This window comes from Myxococcales bacterium (assembly GCA_016717005.1).
Lineage (GTDB): Bacteria > Myxococcota_A > Polyangia > Haliangiales > Haliangiaceae > UBA2376.
Genome location: JADJUF010000001.1, coordinates 684,662 through 708,639 on the forward strand (window position 1 = coordinate 684,662; position 23,978 = coordinate 708,639).

Genomic DNA, 23,978 nt, shown 5'->3' on the forward strand with positions numbered 1-23,978 from the left:
CTCGCTAGCGGGCGGGCGTGGCCCGGCCGACGTGCCGGTCGAGGAACCCCAGCGCGTCCCGCCAGCACTGGCGCGCCTGCGGCTGCCACACGAAGGCATGGAAGGCGTGGACACCGCCGGGGTAATACCTCGCCTCGCACGGGACACCCCGGGCGGTGAGCACCTTTTCGAGCCGGCGGGTGTCGTCGAGGAGCGGGTCGCGCGTGCCGACCGGCGCGAACACCGGCGGCAGCGGCCGCTCGACCGCGTCGCCCCGCTCGAGCACCGCCAGCGGGTCGGCCAGATCGCGGAACCGGCCGGCGGGGGCGTCACCCAGGTACGACGTCGAGGTCCGCTCGAGCATTCCCTGGATCCACGGCGGCAGCGCCCGCCGGGCCGCGAACCGCTCGGGCCGCGACACCTCGAGGAGCGCGCAGAACGGCAGCGCCGCGCGCGGCACCACGCCGGCGTCGAACACCGCCCGCGCGAACGGCTCGTCGCGGCGCTGGCACGCGGCCAGGGTCAGCGCGGTGACCAGGTTGCCGCCCGCCGACTCGCCGGCGACCGCGATCCGGGTCGGGTCGCCGCCCAGGCGCGGCAGCTCGGCCAGCATCCACAGCCAGGCCCGGCAGGTGTCCTCGATCGCGGCCGGGTAGCGGTGGGTCGGGGCCAGCCGGTAGGAGATGTTGACCACCAGGTAGCCGCGGCGCGCGAACGCCAGGCCCATCAGCCAGTGGGTGTCCTTCGACAGGATCCGGAACGCGCCGCCGTGGACGTAGAACACCACCGGCAAGGGCGTGGGGCGGTGGCGCGGGTGGTAGACGTCGAGCACGTGCAGCGGGTCGGGGCCGTAGGCCACGTCGGTCTCGACCTCGACCCCGTGGCGCGCCGGCCGGGCGTGGGGGTGCCAGCGCCCGACCCGGGACAGGCCGTGGAACATCGCGCTGGTCAGGCCCTGGGCGATCCGTGACATCGCGCCAGTGTACGACGGTCAGGGGACGATCTCGCGCCGGCGTGGGCCCGGGGGTGGTGACTGGCCCGAGCGCCCGCGGTAAGGATCCGGCCATGCCGCGCCAGGATGACCTCCGATCGGTCCTCATCATCGGTTCCGGCCCCATCGTCATCGGCCAGGCCTGCGAGTTCGACTACTCGGGCACGCAGGCGTGCAAGGCGCTGCGCGAGGAGGGGCTGCGGGTCATCCTGATCAACTCGAACCCGGCCACGATCATGACCGACCCCGAGCTGGCCGACGCGACCTACGTCGAGCCGCTCACGGTCGCGGTGCTCGACGCGATCCTGGCGATCGAGCGGCCCGACGCGATCCTGCCGACGCTCGGCGGCCAGACCGGGCTCAACCTGGCAATGGACGCGCACAAGGCCGGGATCCTGGCCAAGCACGGCACCCGCCTGATCGGCGCGTCGGTCGCGGCCATCGAGATGGCCGAGGACCGCGAGCTGTTCAAGCAGGCGATGGCGCGGATCGGCCTGGCGTGCCCGCGCTCGATCGTCGTCGCCTCGGTCGAGGCGGCCCGGGCCGCGATCGACGACATCGGCTTCCCGGCGATCCTGCGGCCGTCGTTCACGCTCGGCGGCTCCGGCGGCGGCATCGCCTACAACGCGCGCGAGCTCGACCGGATGGTCCAGTTCGCGCTCGACATGTCGCCGGTCCACCAGGTGCTGCTCGAGGAGAGCGTGCTCGGCTGGAAGGAGTACGAGCTCGAGGTCGTCCGCGACACCAAGGACAACACGATCATCATCTGCTCGATCGAGAACCTCGATCCGATGGGCGTGCACACCGGCGACTCGATCACCGTCGCGCCGGCGATGACCTTGACCGACAAGGAGTACCAGCGCATGCGCGACGCCTCGATCGCGATCATGCGCGAGATCGGCGTCACCACCGGCGGCTCGAACGTGCAGTTCGCGGTCGATCCGGCCACCGGCCGCCAGCTGGTGATCGAGATGAACCCGCGGGTGTCGCGCAGCTCGGCGCTGGCGTCGAAGGCGACCGGCTTCCCGATCGCCAAGATCGCCGCCAAGCTGGCGATCGGCTACACGCTCGACGAGCTCAAGAACGACATCACCCGCACCACGCCGGCGTCGTTCGAGCCGACGATCGACTACGTGGTCGTCAAGTGGCCGCGGTTCGCGTTCGAGAAGTTCCCGGCCGCGCGCACGACGCTCGGCCCGCAGATGAAGTCGGTGGGCGAGGCCATGGCGATCGGGCGGACCTTCCGCGAGGCGCTGGGCAAGGCGATCCGCTCGCTCGAGACCGGCCGGGCCGGCTTCGACGCGCCGCTCGGCCCGCTGCAGGACGATCTGCCCGGCCTCGAGCGGGCCATGGCGGTGCCGGGGCCGGAGCGCCTGTTCCAGCTCGCCCGGGGCTTCCAGCTCGGCCTGACGCTCGAGCGCGCCCACGAGCTGACCCGGATCGATCCGTGGTTCCTGCGCCAGATCTACGCGATGGCCGCCGACGAGATCGCGATCGGCGAGGCCGGCGGCCTGGCCGCGATCGGCCCGGGCGACCTGCGCCGCTACAAGCGCGGCGGCATCTCCGACCGCCGGATCGCCGCGCTGACCGGCGCCAGCGAGGCCGAGGTCCGGGCGGCGCGCAAGGCCGCCGGGGTCGTGCCGGTCTACAAGCGCGTCGACACCTGCGCCGCCGAGTTCGAGGCCCACACGCCCTACTTCTACTCGTCCTACGAGGACGAGTGCGAGGCGGCGCCGACCGACGCGCGCAAGGTGATCATCCTCGGCGGCGGCCCCAACCGGATCGGCCAGGGCATCGAGTTCGACTACTGCTGCGTCCACGCGTCGATGGCGCTGGCCGAGCTCGGGCTCGAGTCGATCATGATCAACTGCAACCCCGAGACGGTCTCGACCGACTACGACACCTCGGACCGGCTGTACTTCGAGCCGCTGACGCTCGAGGACGTGCTGGCGATCTGCGACCGCGAGCGACCGTGGGGCGTGATCGTGCAGTTCGGCGGCCAGACCCCGCTCAAGCTGGCGGTGGCGCTGACCGAGGCCGGCGTGCCGATCCTCGGCACCAGCGCCGACGCGATCGATCGGGCCGAGGATCGCGAGCGGTTCGGCGACGTGCTGACCAAGCTGGCGCTGCGGGCGCCGCGCTGGGGCATCGCCCACTCGGCCGAGGAGGCCCGGGCCGAGGCCGCCCGGATCGGCTACCCGGTGATGATCCGCCCGAGCTACGTGCTCGGCGGGCGCGCGATGGAGCGCATCTTCGACCCGACCGCCCTCGAGGACTACTTCGTCCGCCACCTCGGCCACGGCGCGGGCGATCGCGGCGCCGCCGCCGGCATCTCGTTCCCGCTGCTGGTCGACGAGTTCCTCCACGACGCGGTCGAGCTCGACGTCGACGTCGTCGCCGATCGCACCGGCGCGGTCGTCGTCGGCGGCGTCATGGAGCACATCGAGGAGGCCGGCATCCACTCGGGCGACTCGGCCTGCGCGCTGCCGCCGTACTCGCTGCCGCCGGCGATCATCGCCGAGGTCGCGCGCCAGGCCCGGGCCCTGGCGATCGAGCTGGGCGTCGTCGGCCTGATGAACACGCAGTTCGCGGTCCACGACGGCGAGGTCTACGTGCTCGAGGTCAACCCGCGGGCGTCGCGCACGGTCCCGTTCGTGTCCAAGGCGATCGGCGTGCCGCTGGCCAAGGTCGCGGCCAAGGTGATGACCGGCAAGACCCTGGCCGAGCTCGGCGTGGTCGAGACCACGCCCGCGCACGTCTCGGTCAAGGAGTCGGTGTTCCCGTTCGTCAAGTTCGAGGAGGTCGACACGATCCTCGGCCCGGAGATGCGCTCGACCGGCGAGGTCATGGGCCTGGGGCCGACCTTCGCCGAGGCCTACCTCAAGGCCCAGGAGGCGGCCGGCGTCACGCTGCCCACCAGCGGCGTCGCGTTCCTGTCGGTCCGGGACTCGGACAAGGCCGCCGCAACCGAGGTCGCGCGCGCGCTGCTGGCGCTCGGGTTCGAGATCATCGCCACCCACGGCACCGCGAAGTCGCTGGTCGCGGCCGGCGTCGCCGCCCGCGGCATCAACAAGGTGCTCGAGGGCCGGCCCCACTGCGTCGACGCGATGGACAACCGCGAGATCGACTTCGTCGTCAACACCACCGAGGGCGCCCAGGCCATCCTCGACTCGCAGTCGCTCCGCCGCGGCGCGCTGCGCAACGGCATCGCCTACTTCACCACCATCCGCGGCGCCCGGGCCGCGCTGGCGGCGATCACGCTCTTGCGCCAGCACACCTTGCGGGTGTGCGCCCTCCAGGGGTACCAAGGATCGCTCGCGGGTGCGCCCCCCGCGGCACGGTGAAGCCATGGCTGACAAGTACCCGATGACCCCGGCCGGCCAGGCCTGGATGAAGAAGCGGCTGAAGTACCTCAAGGAGGTCGCGCGTCCCAACAACGCCAAGGCGATCGAGATCGCGCGTGGCCACGGCGACCTGTCCGAGAACGCCGACTACTCCGCCGCCAAGGAGGAGCAGGGCATGATCGAGGCCAAGATCCGCGACTACGACGCCAAGCTGGCGCTGGCCGAGGTGATCGACCCCACCAAGCTGTCCGGCGACCGGGTCCAGTTCGGCGGCACGGTGACGATCGAGGACGCCGACACCGGCGAGACCTCGGTCTACACGATCGTCGGCGAGCACGAGGCCGACATCAAGAAGCGCCGGATCTCGCTGGTGGCGCCGGTCGCGCGCGGCCTGCTCGGCAAGCGGGTCGGCGACGACGTCACGATCACGACGCCCAAGGGCAAGCGCGAGTTCACGATCAGCTCGGTCGAGTGGCTCGAGGTCGGCCCGCCCGACGAAGACGTCTGACCGGCGCCGCCCCGAGGCGATCGATCGGTCGGCGCGCGACCGTCACGCGGCCGACGCCGCAGCTGACGCCGCAGCTCGCCCAGCCTGACGCGGTCCGCGGGGGCGGGCGGGGGGCCGGGGGGGGGGGGGGGGGGGGGGGGGGGGGGGGGGGCTGCGCGCGTGCGCGCCTGGCACCGCTCCGCGCTGGTCGCCGCCGTCCTGGCGGCGCTGCTCGGCGGCGCGCACGCCGGTGGCCGCCGCGGCCGGCTGGTCCGGATCGAGGCCCCGCCCCCGACCAGGAGCTGGGTCGCGCCCGGCCGCTTCATCATGGGCACGCCGCCGGAGGACCTCGAGACCCTCCAGGCCGAGTGCCAGCGCGCCCAGACGCTGGGCAGCCTGTTCCAGGTCGACCCGTGCGTGGCCTGGATCAACGTGCTGTCGACGAGGAGCCCGCGCGAGGTGTGGCTCGACGGGTTCTGGATCGATCGCCACGAGGTGACCGTGGCCGAGTATCGCGCGTGCGTGCACGCCGCCGGCTGCCCGCTCGAGCCGCTGGTCGATGGCGACCCGCGCTACCTGGCCGACGACCTGCCGCAGGTCGACGTCACTCGGCCCGAGGCCGAGACGATGTGCCGCTGGCGCGGCGGCCGGCTCCCGACCGAGGCCGAGTGGGAGAAGGCCGCGCGCGGCACCGACTTCCGCACCTGGCCGTGGGGCGACGACCCGCCGCACGACTTGGCCGAGCTCGACGAGGTCCTGCGCCAGTCCGACGACAACCTGCGGTCCCTCGGCGATCCCGACGACAGCGACGGCGTCGAGCTCCTGGCCCGGCCCGGGCGGTCCCCGGCGTCCGACGGGCCGTACCGCACCAGCGACCAGGCCGGCAACGTCGCCGAGTGGGTGGCCGACGCGATGTCGGTCGACGGGTTCATCGGCCTGCCCGACGTCAACCCGCTGCGCCTGCCCGACCTGGGCCGCGATCTGGCGATGGTGCGCGGCGGCTCGTGGCGCGACCCGCCGTTCCTCGGCCGCACCGACATCCCGCACTACATGAGCATGTTCATGCCGCCCGAGACCCGCGCGACCCACATCGGGTTTCGCTGTGTCTACGGCGCGAGCTTGCCGGTCGCGGTCCGCGCGCCGATCACGACCACGCCGCGCCTGCCCTGAGGGGTGTCGGCAGACGCCGCTGGTGGAGGGATCAAGGTCAGCGGGCTCGCCCGGACCGCGGCGCAACCCCTGCACGACCCCTGCACGACCCCTGCACGACCCCTGCACGACCCCTGCACTGCCTGGGCCTGGCGACAGGCCGTCTGGACCTCAGGCGTCGGGCGCGGCGTCGACGAGATCGGCGTCCAGGGGCGTCGCGTCGATCACCGACGGCGCGTCGTCCGGGACGACCGCGTCGATGCCGGAGTCGTTGGGCGCGTCGACGCCGCCGGTGCCGCCGTCATCGATCGACACGCCGCTCTGGCACACGTGGGACGACACGACGCAGGTCAGCCCCGAGGCGCAGTCCGAGGTGTACTGGCACGGCTCCCCCTCACCCTGCTTGCAGCCAGCGGCGCCGGTGAGCACGAGGGCGGTGAGCAGCCACGAGGCGACGACACGAGCCATAGGTCGGCTAGATAGCATGGCGGCCACGTCCACGTAAGACGCGCGACCCGGCGCGCGGGTTGCCTGGCTCATGGACGCGGTTCACGGCGCCGCGAGCCAGGCGCCGGCGGCCTGGACCCGCGCGGCGGTGCCGGCCGCGGCCTCGGCGACGACGCTGACCGAGCTGGTCATCGTGGCCTCGCGCCCCGACACCACCACGAGGCGCAAGATGGCGGCGGCGGCGACCGCGGGATCCGGGTCGCTCGCGCTGGCGGCGAGCGCCGCGCGATCGGTGAGCACGCCGATGACCACCAGGCGCACGCCGACGTCGACGTCGACGTGGCTCGCCAGCTTCGCCTGACCGGCGCTGCCCGCGAGCTTCGCCAGCGCCAGCGCGGCGGCCTGGCGCACGCCGACCTGCTCGTGCCCGAGGAGCGCGACGGCGCGATCCAGCTCGCCCGCCCGGACCAGCGCCTCGGCCAGGCTGGTCTGCACCAGCGCGCTCTTGTCGCGGGTGGCGGCGAGCAGTTCGGGGAGCCCGCGCTTGGGATCGAGGCGCCCGAGGGCGAGCACCACGGCCGCACGGACGCGCTCGTCGCGATCGCGCAGGAGCGGGGTCAGCAGCCAGAACGTCGCGCGGCTGCGCGCGCCGCCCGCGGCCGCGCGGGCGATCGCGGTGGCGCAGGTCGCGCGCACCGACGCGTCGGCGTCGGCCAGGCCCTTGCCCAGCGGCTTCCACGCCGCGCCGTCGGCGGTGGCGGCGGTGCCCAGCGCGCGGCACGCCGCGCCGCGGACCCGCGGCTCGCCGGCCACCACCAGCTTGCCGATCTCGGCGATGGCGGACGGCACCGGCGCGCCGCTGGCCGCGATCAGCGCGGCCCACGTCTTGGCGCGATCGGCCGGCGCCTTGCCGGCCTTGCCGGCGGCCAGCCAGGCGGCGACCACGCGCGCCAGGTCGGCCTTGGCGTCGAGGACCGCCAGCGCGTGGGCCGCGCTGCCGGTCAGCTCGATGTTGGCGCCGGCGTCGCGCTCGAGGATCGTCAACAGCAGCGGCACGGCGTCGACGTCGCCGATCGCCGCCAGGGCCTCGGTCGCGGCGCCGCGCAGGTCGACGTCCATCGCGCCGTCGGCGATCGCGCGCAGCTCCCGGGCCGCCGAGCGGGCCTTGGCGGCGGCCGCGGCCGCCATGGCCAGCGCGCTGCGCGCCGGCGTCAGAGCTCGCCAGGCCCTCGCGGACCGCGGCGATCATGATGCGCTCGGCGAACCCCATCGAGACCGCGGTCGGCGTCGCCGGCGGCTTGGCCACCCGGCGCGCCGCCTCGGCGAGGTTGCCGTCGTCGAGGAACTTGGGCACCGACCGCTCGATCGGCCACTCGACGCGGGTCAAGCTGGCGGTGGCGGCGCCGGCCTGGCGCTGATCGCGGCCGAACCGCCAGGTCACGTAGGCGCGATCGTCGTCGGACAGGAACGCCCGCGGCGGCGCCGGGAACGGCGCGGCGTCGCTGACGACGCCGCGCACGGCCTCGTCGAACTCCTGGTTGCCGCTGGGCGCGGTGAGCGTGACCTCGGTCGCCGCGCCGTGCGCGTCGAGCACGAGCTGGACGGTGGCCTCGAGGGTGGGGCTGTTGAGCGCGTGGCTCGGCGGTAGCCGCAGCCGGCAGTCCTCGAGGAACTGGGTCCAGCCGCCCTCGATCCGGGCCGCGACCTGGTTGAGGTAGCCGGCGCCGAGCACGGTCGGATCGGCCCCGCCCGGCGGCGGCAGCGGCGCCGGCGGCGTGAAGTCGGACGGGAACGAGTCGGAGCCGCTGGCGGTCACGCCGTCGGTGCTGCGGCGCACCGGTCGCGGGCACGCGGCGGCGCCGACCAGCGTGAGGGCACAGACGACGACCAGCCAACGAGACAGGCGAACCACGGAGGCCGACAATACCGAATCCCCGAGCGGCCCTGGGGCGCCCCCACGGAAAAACACACCAGGCCCGCCCCGGCGGGGGGGGGACCGATCACCGCGGGCGGGCCAGGCTCGGGCGGCGCGTCGATCGGCGCGTCGATCGGGGCGTCGATCGGCGCGTCGACGCCGGCGTCGATCGGGGCGTCGATCGGGGCGTCGGTCGGGGCGTCGACGCCGGCGTCGATCGTCGACGTCACGTCGAAGGTGATCACCGGGTTGGACCGGCCGGCGCCGACGAAGGTGTCGAACGTCTCCCGGAACATCTCGGCGCCGACGCCGTCGCGCCCGATCACCGCCAGCTGGGCGGCCCCGAACGGCAGGTTCTCGATCGCCTCGGCCTGGCCTTGCGTCGACATCACGCACGCGACCGGCTGGGTGCCGTCGACCCGGTACGACGGCAGCCCGGTCGTGGCCGAGGTCACCGCGGTGACCGGCGTGCCGCCGATGGTCAAGGTCACGAGCTGGGTCGTCACCGGCGGCGCCGCGGTCGCGCAGGTCATGCCGGCCCAGCGCAGGTTGAAGAAGAACGTGCCGGTCATCGGCCGCGCCCACTTGTCGGGGGTGACGTTGACGACCGTCTCGACCGTCGTCGACGGCGTCTGGTTGGCGTCGAGCATCGCGGTGGCCGGGGCGGTCACCAGCGACGCGCCGGCGCTGTCGAGCGGCGTCACCGCCGCGGTGTACGTCCCGGCCGGCAGCTCCTCGAAGCTCACCTGGCGCAGCGAGCAGCTGCCGTCGCGGCTGATCGCCGTCGGGCCGGTCAGCGCGACCCGGACCGTGCTGGCGCCGACGTCGATGCAGCCGTCGCTCGAGAACCCCGGCGCGGCCATCGCGTTGAAGTCCCACTTCACGACGTTCTTCGGCGCGATGTACGCGATGCACATGCGGCAGGCGTCGAGCTCGTCCGTGTTGCCGTCGTCGCACTGCTCCGGCGGCTCGGCCTTGCCGTCGCCGCAGATCACGGTGTGGCCGTCGTCGCTGCACGAGCCGACCACGGCCAGCCCGGCCGCGACCAGCCCGGCGGCGACGATCCCGATGCCGGGGCGGTTCACGCCGACGCCTCCGCCCGCACGGTCAGCCCCAGGTGCCGGCGGACGGTGAAGTACTGCTCGGACGCCGCGAACGCCAGCAGCTCGCGCAGGCGATCCTTGACGGTCAGGTTGGACGTCGTCGAGGTCTCGGTCGCCACCATCTTGGCCGCGGTCTCGAGGTCGTTGGCGAGGATCAGGCCGACCCGGTTCGCGGTCAGGTCGGTGGCGCTGCGCCAGGTCGTGACCAGGCCGTTGCCGAGCCGGTCGCCCAGCTTGCCGGCCAGCACCGCCACCTGCTCGAGCAGCGGCCCCGGCACGCCCTTCTTGACCACGGCGGCCAGCTTGACGGCGTCGTCGCTCGACTCGCCGGGCGGCCGCGTGCCCGCGGCCAGCAGCGCCGCGTTGAACGCGTTCTCGACCTTGGGCACGCTGGCGAGCGCGTAGGTGACGAACCGCTCGGGCCGCAGGTACGCGAGGTGCTTGCCGACCTCGAACGCCAGCTCGCGCTCGTCGGTGCGCGCGCCCTGCCCGCACAGGATCGACGGCGCCAGCTTGCCGCGGTCGACGGTGTTGGCGACGCGCACGCCGTCGCCGCCGTCGAACCACAGCATCGGGGTCGGATCGAGCGCGAGCACGCCGGCGGCGTACTTGACGACCCGCGCCGGCAGCCGGTTGTCGGCCTCGAGATCGACCCGGGCCGAGCCGTCGAGCCCGAACGCGGTCGGCGGCTGGGCCGTGGTCCCGGCCAGGGCGCCGAGCGTCGACGCGAAGATCGCCCCGACCGCGCGGTCCTCGTCAGGGTGGATGATCGACTTGCCCCACAGCTCCTCGGTCAGCCGGCGGGTGGCCGGGATGAACTGGGCCGGCCGGTACTTCAGGTACAGGGCCTTCTCGTCGGCGCTGGCCGCGCCCAGGAACACCAGGGCCTGGGCCAGGCACCAGGCCTTGTCGAGCTCGTTCTCGTCCTTGTACAGGTTCGACAGCGCCTTGTAGACCTCGACCCGGTCGGGCGCGAAGGTCAAGAGCTGCTGCAGCTCGGCGATCGCGTCGCCGCGGCGGGCCTCGCCGGCCTCGAGGTACAGGTCGGCGAGCTGCTCGTGGCGGGTGTGGTTGTCGGGGTCGAGCTGGGCCGCGATCTCGTAGGCCTCGATCGCCAGCTCGCTGTTGGCGAGGTGATCGAGGTACAGATCGCCGAGCCGGGTCCACAGCTCGAGCGTGCGCTCGGGCTCGGCGTCGTCGCCGAGCCGCTTGAGGTGGCGCCGCACCGCCCGGGCCAGACCCTTCCAGTCGTGACTGTCGGTGAGCAGCTTGTCGATGGCCTCGAACGCCTTGGGCATCGCCGGCGCGTCGTCGAGCGCCAGGTTGAAGCGCTCGACCGCGACCTCGACGTCGGCCAGCTCGTCGCGCGCGATCACCGCGGCGGCGTAGTGGTACTTCGCGCGCCGCGCCGGCGCGGTCTCGAGCGCCGCGAGCTGATCGAGCACCTCGACCGCGCGCCGCCACTGCTTCTGCTCGCCGTAGGCGTCGAGCAGCTTGTGCAGGAGCGCGTGGCCGCCCGGCGCCAGGCGCTGGGCCTCGAGGTAGGCGCCGATCGCCGCGGCCGCGTCCTTGAGCTTGCCGCGCTGGATGTCGCCGATCTCGTCGAGCAGCTTGGCCTTGAGCGCGTCGGGGGCGCGCTCGACCTGGCCGCGCTTGGCCTCGACCACCATCTTCCAGTCGCCGCGCTGGCCGCCGAGCTCGACCAGCGCCTGCAGCGTGGCCTCGTGGGCGGGCTCCTTCTCGAGCGCGCGCCGCAGCGCGTTCTCGGCCTTCTTGTCGTCGCCGAGCGCGCGCGCGGTGATGCCGAGCGAGTGCCAGATGTCGGCGACCTCGCCGTCGGCGAGGCCGGTGCGGAACCGCGCCAGGATCTCGCGGTAGCGCTTGTCGACCTCCTTCCAGCGCTCCTCGCTGCCCTCGGTGGCGCTGCCCTCGGCCGCCTGGGCCTCGGTCAGGAGCGTGCCCGCGAGGCCGAGCGCGGCCGCGAGGTTGTCGGGGTCGGCGTCGACCGCGAGCCGGTAGTGGCGCGCGGCCTTCTCGGTCCGGTGCAGGTGCTCGTAGGCGGTGCCGAGCTGGGCCTGCCGCCGGCCGCGCTCGAGGCGATCGCCGCCCTCGGACCGGCGCGCCAGCATCTCGAGCACCGGCAGCGCGTCGTCCCAGCGCTCAGCCGCGACCAGGCGATCGGCGACCTTCTCGCCGGCGGCGACGTGATCGGGATCGAGCTTGAGCACGCGCTCGAGCAGGCCGAGCGCGCGCGCGGGATCCTCGAGGCGCTGATCGCAGATCTCGGCCGCGCGGCCCAGCAGGTCGATCCGATCGGTGCGCTGGGGCGCGACCGCCTCGGCCCGGAGCAGGTGATCGAGCGCGCTCGACCACGAGCCCTTGGCCTCGTCGACCTCGGCCAGCGACCGCAGCGCGCCCAGGTGATCGCCGTCGATCGCCAGGGCCTTGTCGAGGTAGCGCTCGGCGCTCTCGCGATCGTCCTGCTCGGACAGCGCCAGCGCGCCGGCCTCGGCCCACAGCGCCGCGCCGCGGTTGCCCTCGAGCTCGGCGTGGCGGGTCAGGGTCGCGACCGCCTTCTCCCAGGCCTCGGTGCGCTTGTACAGGCGCGGCAGCGCGATCAGCGCCGCGCGGCTGCTGTCGTCGATCGCCAGGGCGTTGAGGTACGCCTCGATCGCCCGGTGAGGATCGTCGAGCTCCTGCTCGAAGACGACCGCGGCCTCCTGGTACAGCTCGATCCGCTGCACCGGGTTCTTGGCGGCGGCGACGTGGCGCTCGAGCAGCGCGGTCAGGTCGTACCAGCGGGCGGCGGCGCGGAGCATCCGCCCGAGCCCGCGGTAGGCGTCGTCGGCCCCGGCGTCGAGGTCGAGGATCGCCTGGTACGCCGCGATCGCGCGGTCGGCCGCGCCGTCCTTGTCCTCGAGCTCGGCCGCGACCTTGCGCAGGGACGCCAGGCGCTCGCCCTCGGGCGCGACCTTGGCCAGGCGCTCGAGCGTGCGCAGGTAGTCGTCGGAGCGGCCGGTCTTGTCGTACAGATCGACGAGCGCCTTGAGCGCGTCGCGATCGGCGCCGTCCTTCGCGAGCGCGGCCTCGTAGCGCGTGATCGCGCCCTCGAGGTCGCCGAGCTTCTCGGCCCGGAGCGTGGCCAGCTCGTGCCGGACCGCGGTCGCGCGGCCGTCCTGGCCGGTGTCGTCGAGGGCCTCGGCCCGGCGCTCGAGCACCTTGGCCAGCCGGGCCCACTTCTCGTCCTTGCGGTACAGGCGCTCGAGCGCGGCCAGCGCGTCATCGAGCCCGGGCGTCGCGCCGTCGCCGAGCGCGGCCGCGGCCTCGTAGGCCTCGACCGCCTTGGCGGTCTGGACCAGCTGGCTCTCGAGCAGATCGCCGAGCTGGATGTAGAGATCGAGCTTGGCGGCGTCGGCGGCCTCGTGCTCGATCGTGGCGCCGAGCGCGTCGGCCAGCTCGGCCCACTTCTGCTGCCGCCGCAGGTGCTCGGCCAGCGCGTGGTGCGCGCCCAGGTTGGTGACGTCGAGCTCGAGCGCCCGCCGCAGCGACGGCAGCGCGTAGTCGGCGCGATCGAGCTTGAGCCCATACCACACGCCCAGCCGGGTCCACCAGCGCGACGCCAGCGCCGGGTCGGTCAGCTCGGTGGTCAGCTCCGAGGCCTCGCTCACCAGGTCGGTCCAGCCGCCGGTCGCGGCCGCGAGGCGCTCGGCCTCGGCGACGACGGCGTCGTCGGCCGGGTCGAGGTGGATGGCACCGGTCAGCGCCTCGAACGCGTGCTTGAGGTCGCCCGACAGCTGCTCGTAGACCGTCGCGACCTCGCGCAAGAGCGCGGCCTTGGCGGTGGGCTCCTCGGCCAGCTCGAGCCGGCCCAGCAACACCTCGACGATGCGGTCGCCGTCCTTGGCGTCGCGCGCGGTCCGCTCGATCACGTCGACCGCGTCGCGGGCCTCGGGATCGTTGTCGCCCAGCAGCGCCAGCCAGCCGTCGAGGTCGTCGGCGTCGGGCCGGGTCTCGGCCAGCGTCACGCCGGCGGCGGTGCAGGCGTCGCGCACCGCCTCGAGCCAGTCGATCACGCTCTTCTCGGCGGTGTCGTCGCCGCCCTTGCCGGCCAGGTTGACCACGTGGATGTGGTGCTCGGCCATGAGCTCGTCGACGGTCACCGGGCCCATGCCGGCGCCGAGGAAGTAGTGCGCGTTCTGCGGCGGCTCGAACATGCCGAACACGCGATCGAGCAGCGCCGACAGATCGGGATCGCCGAAGCGGAAGCCGACGAACACGAGCGTGCCCTCGACGTACAGCTCGCGCGCGTAGTCGCGCAGGTCGACGGCCCGCGACAGCGCGCGCCGCACCGACCGCGGCGTGACCACGTAGGTGTCGAAGTTGCCGAGCATCTTCACGACCGCGCGGCGCCGCCGCGACAGCCCGCCCAGCTCCTGGTAGGTGACGACCTTCGACTCGGGCCAGCCCTCGGGCCGGTGCGCGATCAGCGCCTGCTCGAGCACGTCGCCGGGGAACGTGGTCCAGACGTGGCGGAACGGCAGCTCGGCGATCGCCTTGGCGATCGCCGGCGTCTCCTCCGGCGTCTTCCAGGTGTCCTTGACCAGCTCGTCGCAGGTCTCCTCGCCCAGGGCGCGAGCCAGGAACCCGACCGCGCGCACGAGGTTGCCCTTGTGCAGCAGCTTGTCGAGGTCCTTGACGGACTCCTTGTCGCCCTCGTGGCCTCGGCCGTCGAGCTCCTTGTTCATCCGCTCGAGGAGCTGCTTCCAGGAAGGTACGCCGATTCCCGCGCCGACGACGAGGGCCGCGCGCCCTGCCTTGATCGCTTCGACGAGAGACTCGGGGATCGTGTGCTCTGGCATCCTAAACCCCTTTGTCGCTTGGGTAAGTGTGGGTCGTTTCGGGCGCGGACCGTAGCCGCGCGCACCGGCGCTACGCAAGGGGAATCCACCCCCCATTCCGCCCGCGAAAGGCGGTGTCAGCCGACGCGGCGCCGGTCGACGGCGGAGGACGTCGCCGGGCCGCCGGGACGTCAGCGCGCTGGGGCCCTGGTGGGACTCGCGCGATCCCAGGTCATCGCCAGCACCACGCCCGCGGCGTACGCGATCAGGTCGTAGGGATCGAAGCGGGCGCCGAGCACCAGCGCCCGCGCGGACCCGGCGTGACCGCCGGCGACGATCTGGCCGAGCTCGATCGTCAGGGCGACCGCGAGCGCGGTCGCGGCGCACCAGCCCCGGCGGACGCCGCCGAGCGCGACCAGCGCGTACACCAGCGCGGTCGCCGCCACGTCGCCCAGGTGCCCGCGGACCAGCGCCCGCCCCGGCCACGCCAGCGCGCCCCAGGCCCACGACGCCGCGCCCAGCGCCAGCGCCGCCAGCGCCAGCGTCGCCATGCGTCGGCGTCGGGTCACCCGGGATCGACGCGCGGCCGCGCCGCTCCATTCCAGTGCGCGCCGACGCCCGCGTGGCACACTCCCGGTATGGCCGACCTCGAGAGCGGCGAGCACCTGTCCGAGACCCGCGAGCTCACCCAGGGCGAGGTGCGGGCCGCCGGCGGGGGCGGGCCGCCGTGGTTCGTGGTGGTGCTGCTCGTGATCGCGATCGCGGCGATCGTCGGTTACGTCATCCGGTCGTGACCGCACGCACCAGCACGATCGCGACGTCGTCGGGCAGCGCGCCCGACGGCAAGCGCACCCGCTCGATCAGCGCGGCCGCGGCCGCCGCCAGCGCCGGGCCGCGCGCGATCCGAGCGATCTCGGTCGGCGGCGCGCAGCGCAACCTCGTCGCAGCGCGCCATCGCGCGACTGTGGCACCGACCGGCCGGGTCGCGGTACTAGATCGGGATGCGCGCTCGCCTCGCCGTGGTCATCGTCGCCGTCGCGCTCGGCCTGGTCGGGTGCCAGGACCGGGCCGAGCGCGAGGCCAAGGCCGCCCGCGCCAACGCCGAGATCTACGCCGCCAAGGCGCGGCGCGAGGCCGAGGCCGAGCGCGCCCGCGCCGAGGGCTACGCCGCCCGGGCTCGCGCCGAGGCCGAGGCCCAGGCCAGCGCCGCGCGCCGGACCGCGAGCCGCGCCGAGGCCATGGTCGCCGAGCGCGCCGGCGACGCCGCCGACCTGGCGTCGGCGGTGGCCAACCGCGCGACCGTCGAGCGCGCGCTGGCGCTCGGGCGCCAGGCCAAGGCCGAGCTCGACAAGGTCTACCGCACCGACAGCGACTACGACCTCGACGTCACCGCCGCCGGCGCCAGCGCCGATCACGCCGCCAAGCTCGCGGCCCTGCCCCACGTCACCGTCGGCGACCTCACCGTCGGCTACGAGCAGCTCGCGTCGGTGTCGACCGACGGGGTCACGCGGTCGCGCCACTTCCGCGCCACCTGGCGCCGCGGCGACCGCGACGTGATCGTCGGCTACCAGACCAGCGAGACCCTCGACCTGGCCGGCTTCGCCGCGCTGGTCCCGCGGCTGGTGCCGGCGGTCGAGCGCGTGCTCGATTGATCGGCGTCACGCGACGGGGCGCGTCGTCGGCCCCTGGGTTGACACGCCGGCGAACGGCGGCGAAAGTCCGCCCATGGCCTGGCGACCGGTGACGCGCGCGCTCCACGCCGCGCTGGCCGTGTGGGTCGCGCTCGCGATGGTCGCGGCCCTGGTCCCGGCGCAGGTCGTGACGGCCACGCGCGCGTGCTGCTGCCCGGATCCCCGGGCCTGCACCTGCGTCGACCACGACGACCACGGCGGCGACCACGCCACGATGCGCCGGTGCGGCGGCGGCGCCGCCATCGCGCTCGTCGCGCCCCTGCCCGGCTTCGTCGCGCCGACCGCGATCACCGTCGCGCTGACCGAGACCGAGGCGCCGCGCCCGCGGATCGCGCTGCCCGCCCCGCACCCGGCGCCGCCGCGCCCGCGCCCCGCCGCCCCGTCCTAGCTGGCGGCGGTCCACCGTCGTCCGATCGAAGCCCGGCCCGTCGCCCACGACGCGGTCAGGCGTCCCGCGTGCGTCGGCTGCGTCGACGCCGCTCCCTGCTATCGTCTCAGAGGTACCCATGCGCTTCACGTCCTTCCTCGCGCTCACGCTCGTCGCCACCCTGGCCTGCGACTCGCACGACCACCCCGAGAGCTACGCCACGTTCCAGGAGTGCTTCGACGACCACACCACCGTCGAGTCCCTGCCGGTCACCGAGGCGATCGCGATCTGCTGCCTCGAGCACCCGATCGCCGGCGTCGCGCCGGTGTGCGGCGCGACCGCGCCCGCCTGCGAGACCTACCTCGGCACCAACCTCGCGACCACCAGCGCCACGCCGGCCGAGGTCACCGCCGGCTGCGCCGACTACATCACCCAGCGGGGGATGTAGCGGTGACCGCCGGCCGCCGCATGGTCCAGCGCCGGCTCTGCGCCGGCGCCCTGGCGCTCACGGCCGCGGCGGCCGGCTGCATCGGCGATCGCGAGGTCCCGACCTCGACCGGCGCGGTGTGCCCGAGCCCGGATCCCGGCACGCTGACCTGGGCCTCGTTCGGCCAGGCGTTCATGACCCGGTACTGCACGATGTGCCACGACTCGGCGCTGCCGCGGTCGCAGCGCAACGGCGCGCCGATCTACCACGACTTCGATACGCTCCGCGGCGTGCTCCAGGTCGTCGACCACGTCGATCAGTACGCCGGCAGCGGCCCGAACGCGCACAACACGATCATGCCGTCGTCGCGGTGCCCGGCGACCCCCGGCGGTCCGCTGGCGCAGCCGTGCCTGCAGCCGACCGATCAGGAGCGCACGGACCTCTCGGTCTGGCTGGCGTGCGAGCGCGATCGCCCGCAGGGCGTCGACGCTGGCGTCGACGGCGGCGCCGACGGCAGCCCCGACGCGATGTGATCCGCCCGTCTGGAGCGCGTCGGTCTGGATCGAGATCGCGCCCGGCACCTTCGGTCGGAGGTCGCGCGGCGCGGGCATCCGCAGCGCGATCCTCGCGCCGCCCGGACCTGAGCGCTGGCCTTGCGGAGGCGCGACCCGGCCGGCTACGTTCGCGCCCGCGCGGCCTCCGCCGCGCACCGAGGATCCCATGACCGACTCCATGCCCCCGCGCACCGACGCCGCCTGGCTCGACGCCCACTGGATGCCCTTCACCGGCAACCGCGAGTTCAAGGCCAACCCTCGCATGATCGTCGCCGCCGAGGGCGCGTACTACACCGACGTCCACGGCAAGCAGATCCTCGACGGGCTCAGCGGCCTGTGGTGCGCCGGCCTGGGCCACGGCCGCCGCGAGATCGTCGAGGCGATCCAGCGCCAGGCCGCGACCCTCGACTACGCGCCGGCGTTCCAGTACGGCCACCCGGCCTCGTTCGCGCTCGCGAACAAGCTCAAGGAGCTGACCCCGGCCGGGCTCGACTACGTGTTCTTCACCGGCTCGGGCTCCGAGTCGGCCGACACCTCGCTCAAGATGGCGCGCGCCTACTGGCGGGCCCGGGGCCAGGGCACCAAGACCCGCCTGATCGGACGCGAGAAGGGCTACCACGGCGTCAACTTCGGCGGCATCTCCGTCGGCGGCATCGCCGGCAACCGCAAGGCCTACGGCCAGGGCATCGAGGCCGATCACCTGCCGCACACCCAGCTCGGCGGCTTCCACCGCGGCATGCCGGCCCAGGGCGCCGAGCTGGCCGACGATCTGCTCAAGCTGATCGCGCTCCACGACGCGTCGAACATCGCCGCGGTGATCGTCGAGCCGATGGCGGGCTCGGCCGGGGTCATCCCGCCGCCGGTCGGCTACCTGCAGCGGCTGCGGGACATCTGCACCAAGCACGACATCCTGCTGATCTTCGACGAGGTCATCACCGGGTTCGGCCGGGTCGGCGCGTACACCGGCGCCGAGGCTTTCGGCGTCACCCCCGACATCATGAACGTCGCCAAGCAGGTCACCAACGGCACCCAGCCGCTGGGCGCGGTGATCGCGTCCAAGCACATCTACGACACGTTCATGGCCGCCGGCGGCCCGGCGTACATGCTCGAGTTCGCGCACGGCTACACCTACTCGGCCCACCCGATCGCCTGCGCCGCGGGCGTCGCCGCGCTCGAGCTCCTGGTCAAGGACCGCGCGGTCGAGCGCGTGCGCGAGCTGGCGCCGTACTGGGAGGACGCGGTCCACAGCCTCAAGGGCGCGCCGCACGTCACCGACATCCGCAACTACGGCCTCGCCGCCGGCTTCTCGATCGCCGCGGCGCCGGGCGAGCCGGCCAAGCGCCCGTTCGAGATCGCGATGGCGTGCCTCGCCAACGGCGTCTACGTCCGCTACGGCGGCGACACGATCCAGCTCGCGCCGCCGTTCATCGTCGAGAAGAACGAGATCGACACGATCGTCAGCGTCCTCGGCGACGCGCTCGCCCACGTCGCGTAGCGTGGCGCCGATCACGCCCCGCCCGGCCCGCGCGCGCCGGGGCGCGCCGGTCGGTTAGGATGCCGGCATGACTCGATCGAGGTGGGCGGCGGTCCTGTTGGTCCTGGGTGGGTGCGGCGGCGGTGAATCGCCGGCGCACGACGCCAGCGCGGCCGACAGCGCCGAGCTCGACGCCCCGACGGACGCCGCGATCGACGGGCCCACGCCGGTGGTCCCGACCGGCACGAACCCGGGGTTCCCGACGCCGACGGCGATCACGCGGGCCAACCAGCAAGGACCCGGGGGCTGGACCGAGCTCGGCGACGCCGACTGGAGCTGCCTCGAGACGGCCTCGACCGATCTGCCGCCGGCGGGGTCGATCGCGCTGACCGGGACGATCACCGACTTCCAGACCGGGTCAGGGGTCGGCGCCGCCCAGGTGACCGCGTTCCCGATGCTGACGCCCGCGACCAGCCTGGGCGCCGCGACCAGCTCGGACGTCGCCTCGACTCGCGGCGACTTCGCGATGACCGTGGCCCCGCTGCCCGCCGGGGTCCGCCGCTACGGGTTCGTGATGGAGGCGACCGGATACGTCCGCTCGTACGTGGTCGGTCGCTACCTCGTCCCCGGCACCGCTCAGGCGATCGAGCTGTCGCCGCTGTCGCAGGGCACCGCGAACGCGCTCCCCGCGTTCCTGGGCGTCACGCGCGATCCGTCCACGGCGACCGCGCTCGGCACGATGGTCGATTGCCAGGGCCACCGCGTCTCCAACGCGGTCGCCACGGTCAGCACCGGCAGCGCGCACGCCCCGGGCGTCGACACCTACTACTTCAGCGCGGGCTCGTCGAGCCTGCCGGTTCGCCACAGCCAGGCGCCGGTGATGAACAAGGACGGCGTGTTCATGGTGCTCGGCGTGCCGCCGCTCGCCGCGGCCTACGTGCAGGTCTGGGGCTTCCGCACCGCCGCCGAGCTCGCCAGCGGCACGCTGACGCTCCTGGCCGACGCGCCGATGATCGCCGAGGCCGGCACGTACACCAGCGTCGACCTGACGCCGCGCCGCGCGCCATAGCCGGCGCACGGCACGCTCACGCGGCCGACGCGCGCCCGGCACCAGCCACCGCACCAACCAGCGCACCAGCCGGAGCACCAGCAGCGCCGGCACGACGCCCAGCACGACCAGGCGCCGCGCAGGCCAGGTAGGCGTGGCCGTGGGGACCGCCGATCGCCGCCAGCGCGTCCTCGCCGTGCCAGGCGGCGGTGCCGAAATCGCGCATCTCCGGCAGCCAGCTCTTGAGCGCGGCCCGCGTGACCACCGGCCGTAGCGCGCGCCAGTCGGGGTGGGCCAGGCACAGCTGCGCCAGGCCCAGCGACGCCATCTGGTGCGTGACCAGCGCCCACCGCCGGCGAAGCGCCCACCACCTGGCAGGGCCCGCGCGCGGTCGTCGTGGGCCTCGAACGCGACCAGCTCGTCGGCCAGCCCGCGCTGGAGCCCGGGGTCGCCGCGGTACCAGCCGGCGGCGTCGCGCCCGCACCACCACGCCGGCACCCAGCGCACCACCACCAGCGCCAGCACCGCCGGCCCGACCCGATGCACCCACGCGCGCAGCGATCGGCCCGGCAGGCCTCGAGGCTAGCGCGGGCGGCCGGCCCGCGCCCGGCCAACCGCACCGCGACAGCGCGACGCCGACGACCGGGTGCTCGACCTCCACGCGGGCCGACGTCCGCACGCCGCTGGCTAGACGGTCAGCCCCGCCGGCGTGGCTTGATCGCCAACTTGAACCTGGGTTCCGTCGGGTTCAGCGTCACCGCGCGGCTTCGCGCCTCCTCGATCGCGGCCTCGGGCTGTCCAAGGTCACTGCGCACGCGCGCGATGTCGAACCAGGCGTGAGAGGCCCGCACCGGTTGATCATGCGCCAGCTCGATCACGCGCAGCAGGATATCGAGGACCTCCAGCAGCAGGACGCGACGGGCGCCATCGCGCGGGTCCGGCGCGCGATCTCGAGCTTGGTCTGCGCGAAGTAGTGCAGGGCGCGCGGGTCGGACTGGATCTGCGACGCGACCGCGGTGAAGACGCGATTGGCTGTCTCGAAGTCGCGCGACCGCTTGTGCAGGATCGCGAGATCGACCTGATGCCGCAGGTCGGGCGGCCGAGGCGCAGCGCGGAACAGCTCGGCCGCTTCGTCAGTCAGGTCGGCGTCGAGGTACCCGCGGCCCATCGCGATGTACGCCAGGTGACGATCGCGACCACCGGGTGCTCGCTCGAACTTGGTGAACGCGCTGCGCGCGACCTCGAGGTTGCCGGTCCGGGCGAGGTACTCGACCAGCAGTGCGACCAATGCACCTGAGGTCGGCACGCGCTCCAGCGCCTGGCTCAGATGGTTGATCGCATCGTGTTCCATGCCCTGGTGCCAGAGCGCGGTGGCCTCTCGGGCGGCGTGCAGCACGACGTACCCTGGATGCGCGGGTAAAACGACCCGGAAGTAGGTGCGATCGTCGTCGAACTCGAAGCGCGGCGCACCAGACCCGTTGTCCTGCATCGCTCGGTGGATCTTGGGCACACCGGTCTGCCAGGTCTCGGCCAATCGGAGCGACTTCAGCATCTCGCCGACGCGAGGATTCCGGGCCGGCGCCGCCGGAGGATGGGCCCCGACCGAAAAGTGGGAGAGCTCGATACCCGGCACCGGCCCCGGATAGCTGGTCACCTCGACACGGTCCGGGTACAGCGCGATGCGGGTCGGGCGACCGCCAGCGTCGTAGCTCCGATGGTACACCGCGTTGACGATGGCTTCACGCAGTGCCTTCGACGGGTACGCGACCACGCGCTCGACCTGCGGGTCGTCGGCGACCTTGCGCACGACCTCCCCGAACAGCCCGCTGAGGTAGTCCAGGGTCTGGGTCACCTGGTGCGACAGGCCCGCGAAACGACCGCGTCTCGATGAGGTCGCCGCCAGCATCGTCCCGAAACTGCGCGAGCTCGATCATCGCCCCGGGGAAGTAGTCTTCCGGGGACTCGGTGAAGAACATGAGGGCCGCGTTGCGGGGCCCCTCGGTGCCGTTGACGCCGCCGGTCAGCCGAAGTCGGCGCAGCACGTCGCTCACATCGAGGGCGTCGGCATCGGCCGCGAGGTCGCTGCCGACGTCCTGCAGATAGCGCGCGAGCAGGCGTGGAGAGATCGCCGCCAGCGCGACGTCGACACGTCGCCGCTCGTCGAACGGCACCCGCGCGGTGCGCTCGTGCAACTGCGTCAACACCGACGGCTTGGCCGCGAGCGTCTCGGGCCCGATGCGCACGTAGTACTGGCGCGCGGCGCCCTTGGCGACATCGCTCGGGGCTTGGTACGGCCGAGCATCACCCAGTGGCGCGTAGATCACGATGATCGCCTTGTCCTGGAACCGCTCAGGCACGACGCGGGGCTGGTACGGAGGCTCGATCCGCTCACACGCGACCCGGATCTGCTGTTGCACCTTCTCGAGATCGAGGTCGTCTAGCCCAGCCGGCGGCAGGACCGGTTGACCGCCGACCTCGGCGATCCCCAAGACGACGTAGCCACCGTTCAATCCCTGGAAGTCGTTCGCGAACGCCGCGATGGTCTGCACCACGCTGGCGCGGATGACGTCGTTCCAGCCCACCTTGAAATCGATCCGCACCGATTCGACGGTGCGAGCGTGAATCAGGTCATCGAGGCGGACCGGAAGGAGGGACACGACGCCGCTACTTTCGCATGTCTCGATCGCGCGCGCACGCCGGTCCCGACGCCGACGCTACAGCGCGAACGTGCCGCGCTTGAGGAACTGGCCGCGGCCCTCGCGGGCCTTGGCGACCCAGCGGTCGTCCTGCACGACCACCTCGCCGCGGGCCAGCACGTGCGACGGCGCGCCGACGATCCGGCGGCCCTCGAACGGCGAGTAGTCGACGCGCATGTGCAGCGTGTCGACGCCCAGCACCTTCTCGCGGTCGGGGTCCCACACCAGCACGTCGGCGTCGGCGCCGACCGCGATCGTGCCCTTCTTGGGGTAGAGCCCGAAGATCTTGGCGGGCGCGGTCGCGGTGATCTCGACGAAGCGGTTCATCGAGATCTTGCCGGCGCGGACGCCCTCCCACAGCAGGTACAGCCGGGTCTCGACCCCGGGCATGCCGTTGGGGATCTTCGAGAAGTCGCCGCGGCCCAGCTCCTTCTGATCCTTCATGCAGAACGGGCAGTGATCGGTGGCCACGGTCTGCAGGTCGTAGTTGCGCAGGCCGCGCCACAGGTGCTCGTGGTGGTGGGCCGGCCGCAGCGGCGGCGTGCACACGTAGCCAGCGCCCTGCCACTCGTCGCCGGCGTGCCGCGCAGATCGTCCTCGGAGCAGAACAGGTACTGCGGGCAGGTCTCGGCGTAGGCCGGCAGGCCGCGATCGCGCGCCTCCATCACCCGCTCGAGCGCGCGCTGCGCCGACAGGTGGACCATGTAGACCGGCGCCTTGGCCATCTCGGCCAGCGCGAGCGCGCGCTCGGTGCCCGTGGCCTCGGCGACCTCGGGCCGGGTCAGCGCGTGGTAGACCGGCGCGGTGTGGCCCTCCGCCAGCGCCCGCTGCACCAGCACGTCGATCGGCAGGCCGATCTCCGCGTGCATCGTGATCAGCGCGCCCAGCTCGCCGGCCTTCAGCATGGCGCGGAAGATCTGCTGATCGTCGACGAGGAACACGCCCGGGTACGCCATGAACATCTTGAAGCTGGTCACGCCCTCGCGCACCAGCGCGCCCATGCCCTCGAGCGTGTCGGCGTTGGCCTCGGTCATGATCATGTGGAAGCCGTAGTCGATCGCGGCCTTGCCCTCGGCCTTGGCGTGCCAGGCGTCGAGCCCGGCCCGCATCGACGCCCCCTTCGTCTGGATCGCGAAGTCGAGGATCGTGGTCGTGCCGCCGTGGGCGGCCGCGACCGTGCCGGTCGCGAAGTCGTCGGACGCGGTCGTGCCGCCGAACGGCAGCTCCATGTGGGTGTGGGCGTCGATGCCGCCCGGCATGACGTACTTGCCGGCGGCGTCGATCGTGCGATCGGGCTGGCCGAGGCCGGCCCGCTGTGACGCGTGGGTCAGCCCGACGATCGTGCTGCCCTCGATCCACACGTCGGCGGCGAAGGTGTCGGACGCGGTGACGACGGTGCCGTCCTTGATGAGCGTGCGAGTCATGACCTACTCCTGGTCTCGTGGTGAGGCGGGTCGCGGGGCCGGGC

Annotated in this window: 22 protein-coding genes and 1 pseudogene; 11 read left to right on the forward strand and 12 right to left on the reverse strand. The window is 73.5% G+C overall.

The window, feature by feature from the left end; all coding sequences use genetic code 11:
- Positions 1-4: 4 nt before the first annotated feature.
- Positions 5-952, reverse strand: coding sequence for an alpha/beta hydrolase (locus IPL61_02930; protein ID MBK9030287.1), 948 nt, complete (start codon positions 950-952; stop codon positions 5-7).
- Between the two features lie 92 nt (positions 953-1,044).
- On the opposite strand from IPL61_02930, the gene carB reads away from it, so the two are divergent.
- The 3 genes from carB to IPL61_02945 all read left to right on the forward strand — a co-directional run bounded on the left by carB (position 1,045) and on the right by IPL61_02945 (position 5,971).
- Positions 1,045-4,314 (forward strand): carbamoyl-phosphate synthase large subunit, encoded by a 3,270-nt coding sequence (carB, locus tag IPL61_02935; protein MBK9030288.1) that lies wholly within the window; start codon positions 1,045-1,047, stop codon positions 4,312-4,314.
- A gap of 4 nt (positions 4,315-4,318) precedes the next feature.
- Positions 4,319-4,822 carry a transcription elongation factor GreA gene (gene greA / locus IPL61_02940; GenBank protein MBK9030289.1) on the forward strand — a complete coding sequence of 168 codons (504 nt, stop codon included), beginning with the start codon at positions 4,319-4,321 and terminating at the stop codon, positions 4,820-4,822.
- A 159-nt stretch (positions 4,823-4,981) separates the two neighbouring features.
- Positions 4,982-5,971, forward strand: coding sequence for a formylglycine-generating enzyme family protein (locus IPL61_02945; protein ID MBK9030290.1), 990 nt, complete (start codon positions 4,982-4,984; stop codon positions 5,969-5,971).
- 150 nt (positions 5,972-6,121) lie between these two features.
- On the opposite strand, the gene IPL61_02950 is transcribed toward IPL61_02945, so the two are convergent.
- Both IPL61_02950 and IPL61_02955 read right to left on the reverse strand, forming a co-directional pair.
- A complete protein-coding gene (locus IPL61_02950) occupies positions 6,122-6,418 on the reverse strand; it encodes a hypothetical protein (GenBank protein ID MBK9030291.1) in 297 nt (98 codons plus the stop codon).
- An 81-nt stretch (positions 6,419-6,499) separates the two neighbouring features.
- Positions 6,500-7,585 (reverse strand): HEAT repeat domain-containing protein, encoded by a 1,086-nt coding sequence (locus IPL61_02955; GenBank protein MBK9030292.1) that lies wholly within the window; start codon positions 7,583-7,585, stop codon positions 6,500-6,502.
- Between IPL61_02955 and IPL61_02960 the strand changes: the two genes are divergently transcribed.
- Entirely contained in the window at positions 7,584-8,045 is a 462-nt protein-coding gene (locus IPL61_02960; GenBank protein ID MBK9030293.1) for a hypothetical protein, read from the forward strand. The two genes, IPL61_02955 and IPL61_02960, sit on opposite strands and share 2 nt — an antisense overlap.
- Before the next feature lie 164 nt (positions 8,046-8,209).
- Here the strand turns inward: IPL61_02960 and IPL61_02965 are convergent, their stop codons facing one another.
- The 3 genes from IPL61_02965 to IPL61_02975 form a co-directional block, all read right to left on the reverse strand.
- Positions 8,210-9,397: a DUF4215 domain-containing protein gene (locus IPL61_02965; protein MBK9030294.1), complete on the reverse strand. Its 1,188-nt coding sequence runs from the start codon at positions 9,395-9,397 to the stop codon at positions 8,210-8,212.
- Complete coding sequence (locus tag IPL61_02970) at positions 9,394-14,274, reverse strand: SIR2 family protein (protein MBK9030295.1); 4,881 nt, start codon at positions 14,272-14,274, stop codon at positions 9,394-9,396. The genes IPL61_02965 and IPL61_02970 overlap by 4 nt, the downstream gene beginning before the upstream one ends.
- Before the next feature lie 170 nt (positions 14,275-14,444).
- Positions 14,445-14,822 carry a DUF2809 domain-containing protein gene (locus IPL61_02975; protein MBK9030296.1) on the reverse strand — a complete coding sequence of 126 codons (378 nt, stop codon included), beginning with the start codon at positions 14,820-14,822 and terminating at the stop codon, positions 14,445-14,447.
- A 69-nt stretch (positions 14,823-14,891) separates the two neighbouring features.
- Here IPL61_02975 and IPL61_02980 point away from each other — a divergent pair, with 69 nt between their 5' ends.
- The gene (locus tag IPL61_02980; protein MBK9030297.1) at positions 14,892-15,047 is read left to right on the forward strand and encodes a hypothetical protein; all 156 of its coding nucleotides are present in this window, start codon (positions 14,892-14,894) and stop codon (positions 15,045-15,047) included.
- Here the strand turns inward: IPL61_02980 and IPL61_02985 are convergent.
- The gene (locus IPL61_02985; protein MBK9030298.1) at positions 15,034-15,189 is read right to left on the reverse strand and encodes a hypothetical protein; all 156 of its coding nucleotides are present in this window, start codon (positions 15,187-15,189) and stop codon (positions 15,034-15,036) included. The genes IPL61_02980 and IPL61_02985 overlap by 14 nt on opposite strands.
- Before the next feature lie 65 nt (positions 15,190-15,254).
- Here IPL61_02985 and IPL61_02990 point away from each other — a divergent pair, with 65 nt between their 5' ends.
- The 6 genes from IPL61_02990 (at position 15,255) to IPL61_03015 (ending at position 19,835) form a co-directional block, all read left to right on the forward strand.
- Positions 15,255-15,905: a hypothetical protein gene (locus IPL61_02990; protein MBK9030299.1), complete on the forward strand. Its 651-nt coding sequence runs from the start codon at positions 15,255-15,257 to the stop codon at positions 15,903-15,905.
- A gap of 73 nt (positions 15,906-15,978) precedes the next feature.
- Positions 15,979-16,332, forward strand: a complete 354-nt coding sequence (locus IPL61_02995) for a hypothetical protein (GenBank protein MBK9030300.1) — start codon at positions 15,979-15,981, stop codon at positions 16,330-16,332.
- A 118-nt stretch (positions 16,333-16,450) separates the two neighbouring features.
- Complete coding sequence (locus tag IPL61_03000; GenBank protein MBK9030301.1) at positions 16,451-16,759, forward strand: hypothetical protein; 309 nt, start codon at positions 16,451-16,453, stop codon at positions 16,757-16,759.
- Positions 16,760-16,761: 2 nt separating this feature from the next.
- A complete protein-coding gene (locus IPL61_03005) occupies positions 16,762-17,271 on the forward strand; it encodes a hypothetical protein (protein ID MBK9030302.1) in 510 nt (169 codons plus the stop codon).
- Between the two features lie 187 nt (positions 17,272-17,458).
- Positions 17,459-18,787 carry an aspartate aminotransferase family protein gene (locus IPL61_03010; protein MBK9030303.1) on the forward strand — a complete coding sequence of 443 codons (1,329 nt, stop codon included), beginning with the start codon at positions 17,459-17,461 and terminating at the stop codon, positions 18,785-18,787.
- 67 nt (positions 18,788-18,854) lie between these two features.
- Entirely contained in the window at positions 18,855-19,835 is a 981-nt protein-coding gene (locus IPL61_03015; protein ID MBK9030304.1) for a hypothetical protein, read from the forward strand.
- A 16-nt stretch (positions 19,836-19,851) separates the two neighbouring features.
- Here IPL61_03015 and IPL61_03020 read toward each other — a convergent pair whose 3' ends face one another.
- The 5 genes and pseudogenes from IPL61_03020 to hydA form a co-directional block, all read right to left on the reverse strand.
- Positions 19,852-20,142: a hypothetical protein gene (locus IPL61_03020; protein ID MBK9030305.1), complete on the reverse strand. Its 291-nt coding sequence runs from the start codon at positions 20,140-20,142 to the stop codon at positions 19,852-19,854.
- 367 nt (positions 20,143-20,509) lie between these two features.
- The gene (locus tag IPL61_03025; GenBank protein ID MBK9030306.1) at positions 20,510-20,692 is read right to left on the reverse strand and encodes a hypothetical protein; all 183 of its coding nucleotides are present in this window, start codon (positions 20,690-20,692) and stop codon (positions 20,510-20,512) included.
- A complete protein-coding gene (locus IPL61_03030; protein ID MBK9030307.1) occupies positions 20,689-21,666 on the reverse strand; it encodes a hypothetical protein in 978 nt (325 codons plus the stop codon). The genes IPL61_03025 and IPL61_03030 overlap by 4 nt, the downstream gene beginning before the upstream one ends.
- The gene (locus IPL61_03035) at positions 21,554-22,471 is read right to left on the reverse strand and encodes an ATP-binding protein (GenBank protein MBK9030308.1); all 918 of its coding nucleotides are present in this window, start codon (positions 22,469-22,471) and stop codon (positions 21,554-21,556) included. Before IPL61_03035 ends, IPL61_03030 begins: the two co-directional genes overlap by 113 nt.
- 57 nt (positions 22,472-22,528) lie before the next feature.
- Positions 22,529-23,934, reverse strand: a pseudogene (gene hydA, locus IPL61_03040) (dihydropyrimidinase).
- Between the last annotated feature and the right edge of the window lie 44 nt (positions 23,935-23,978).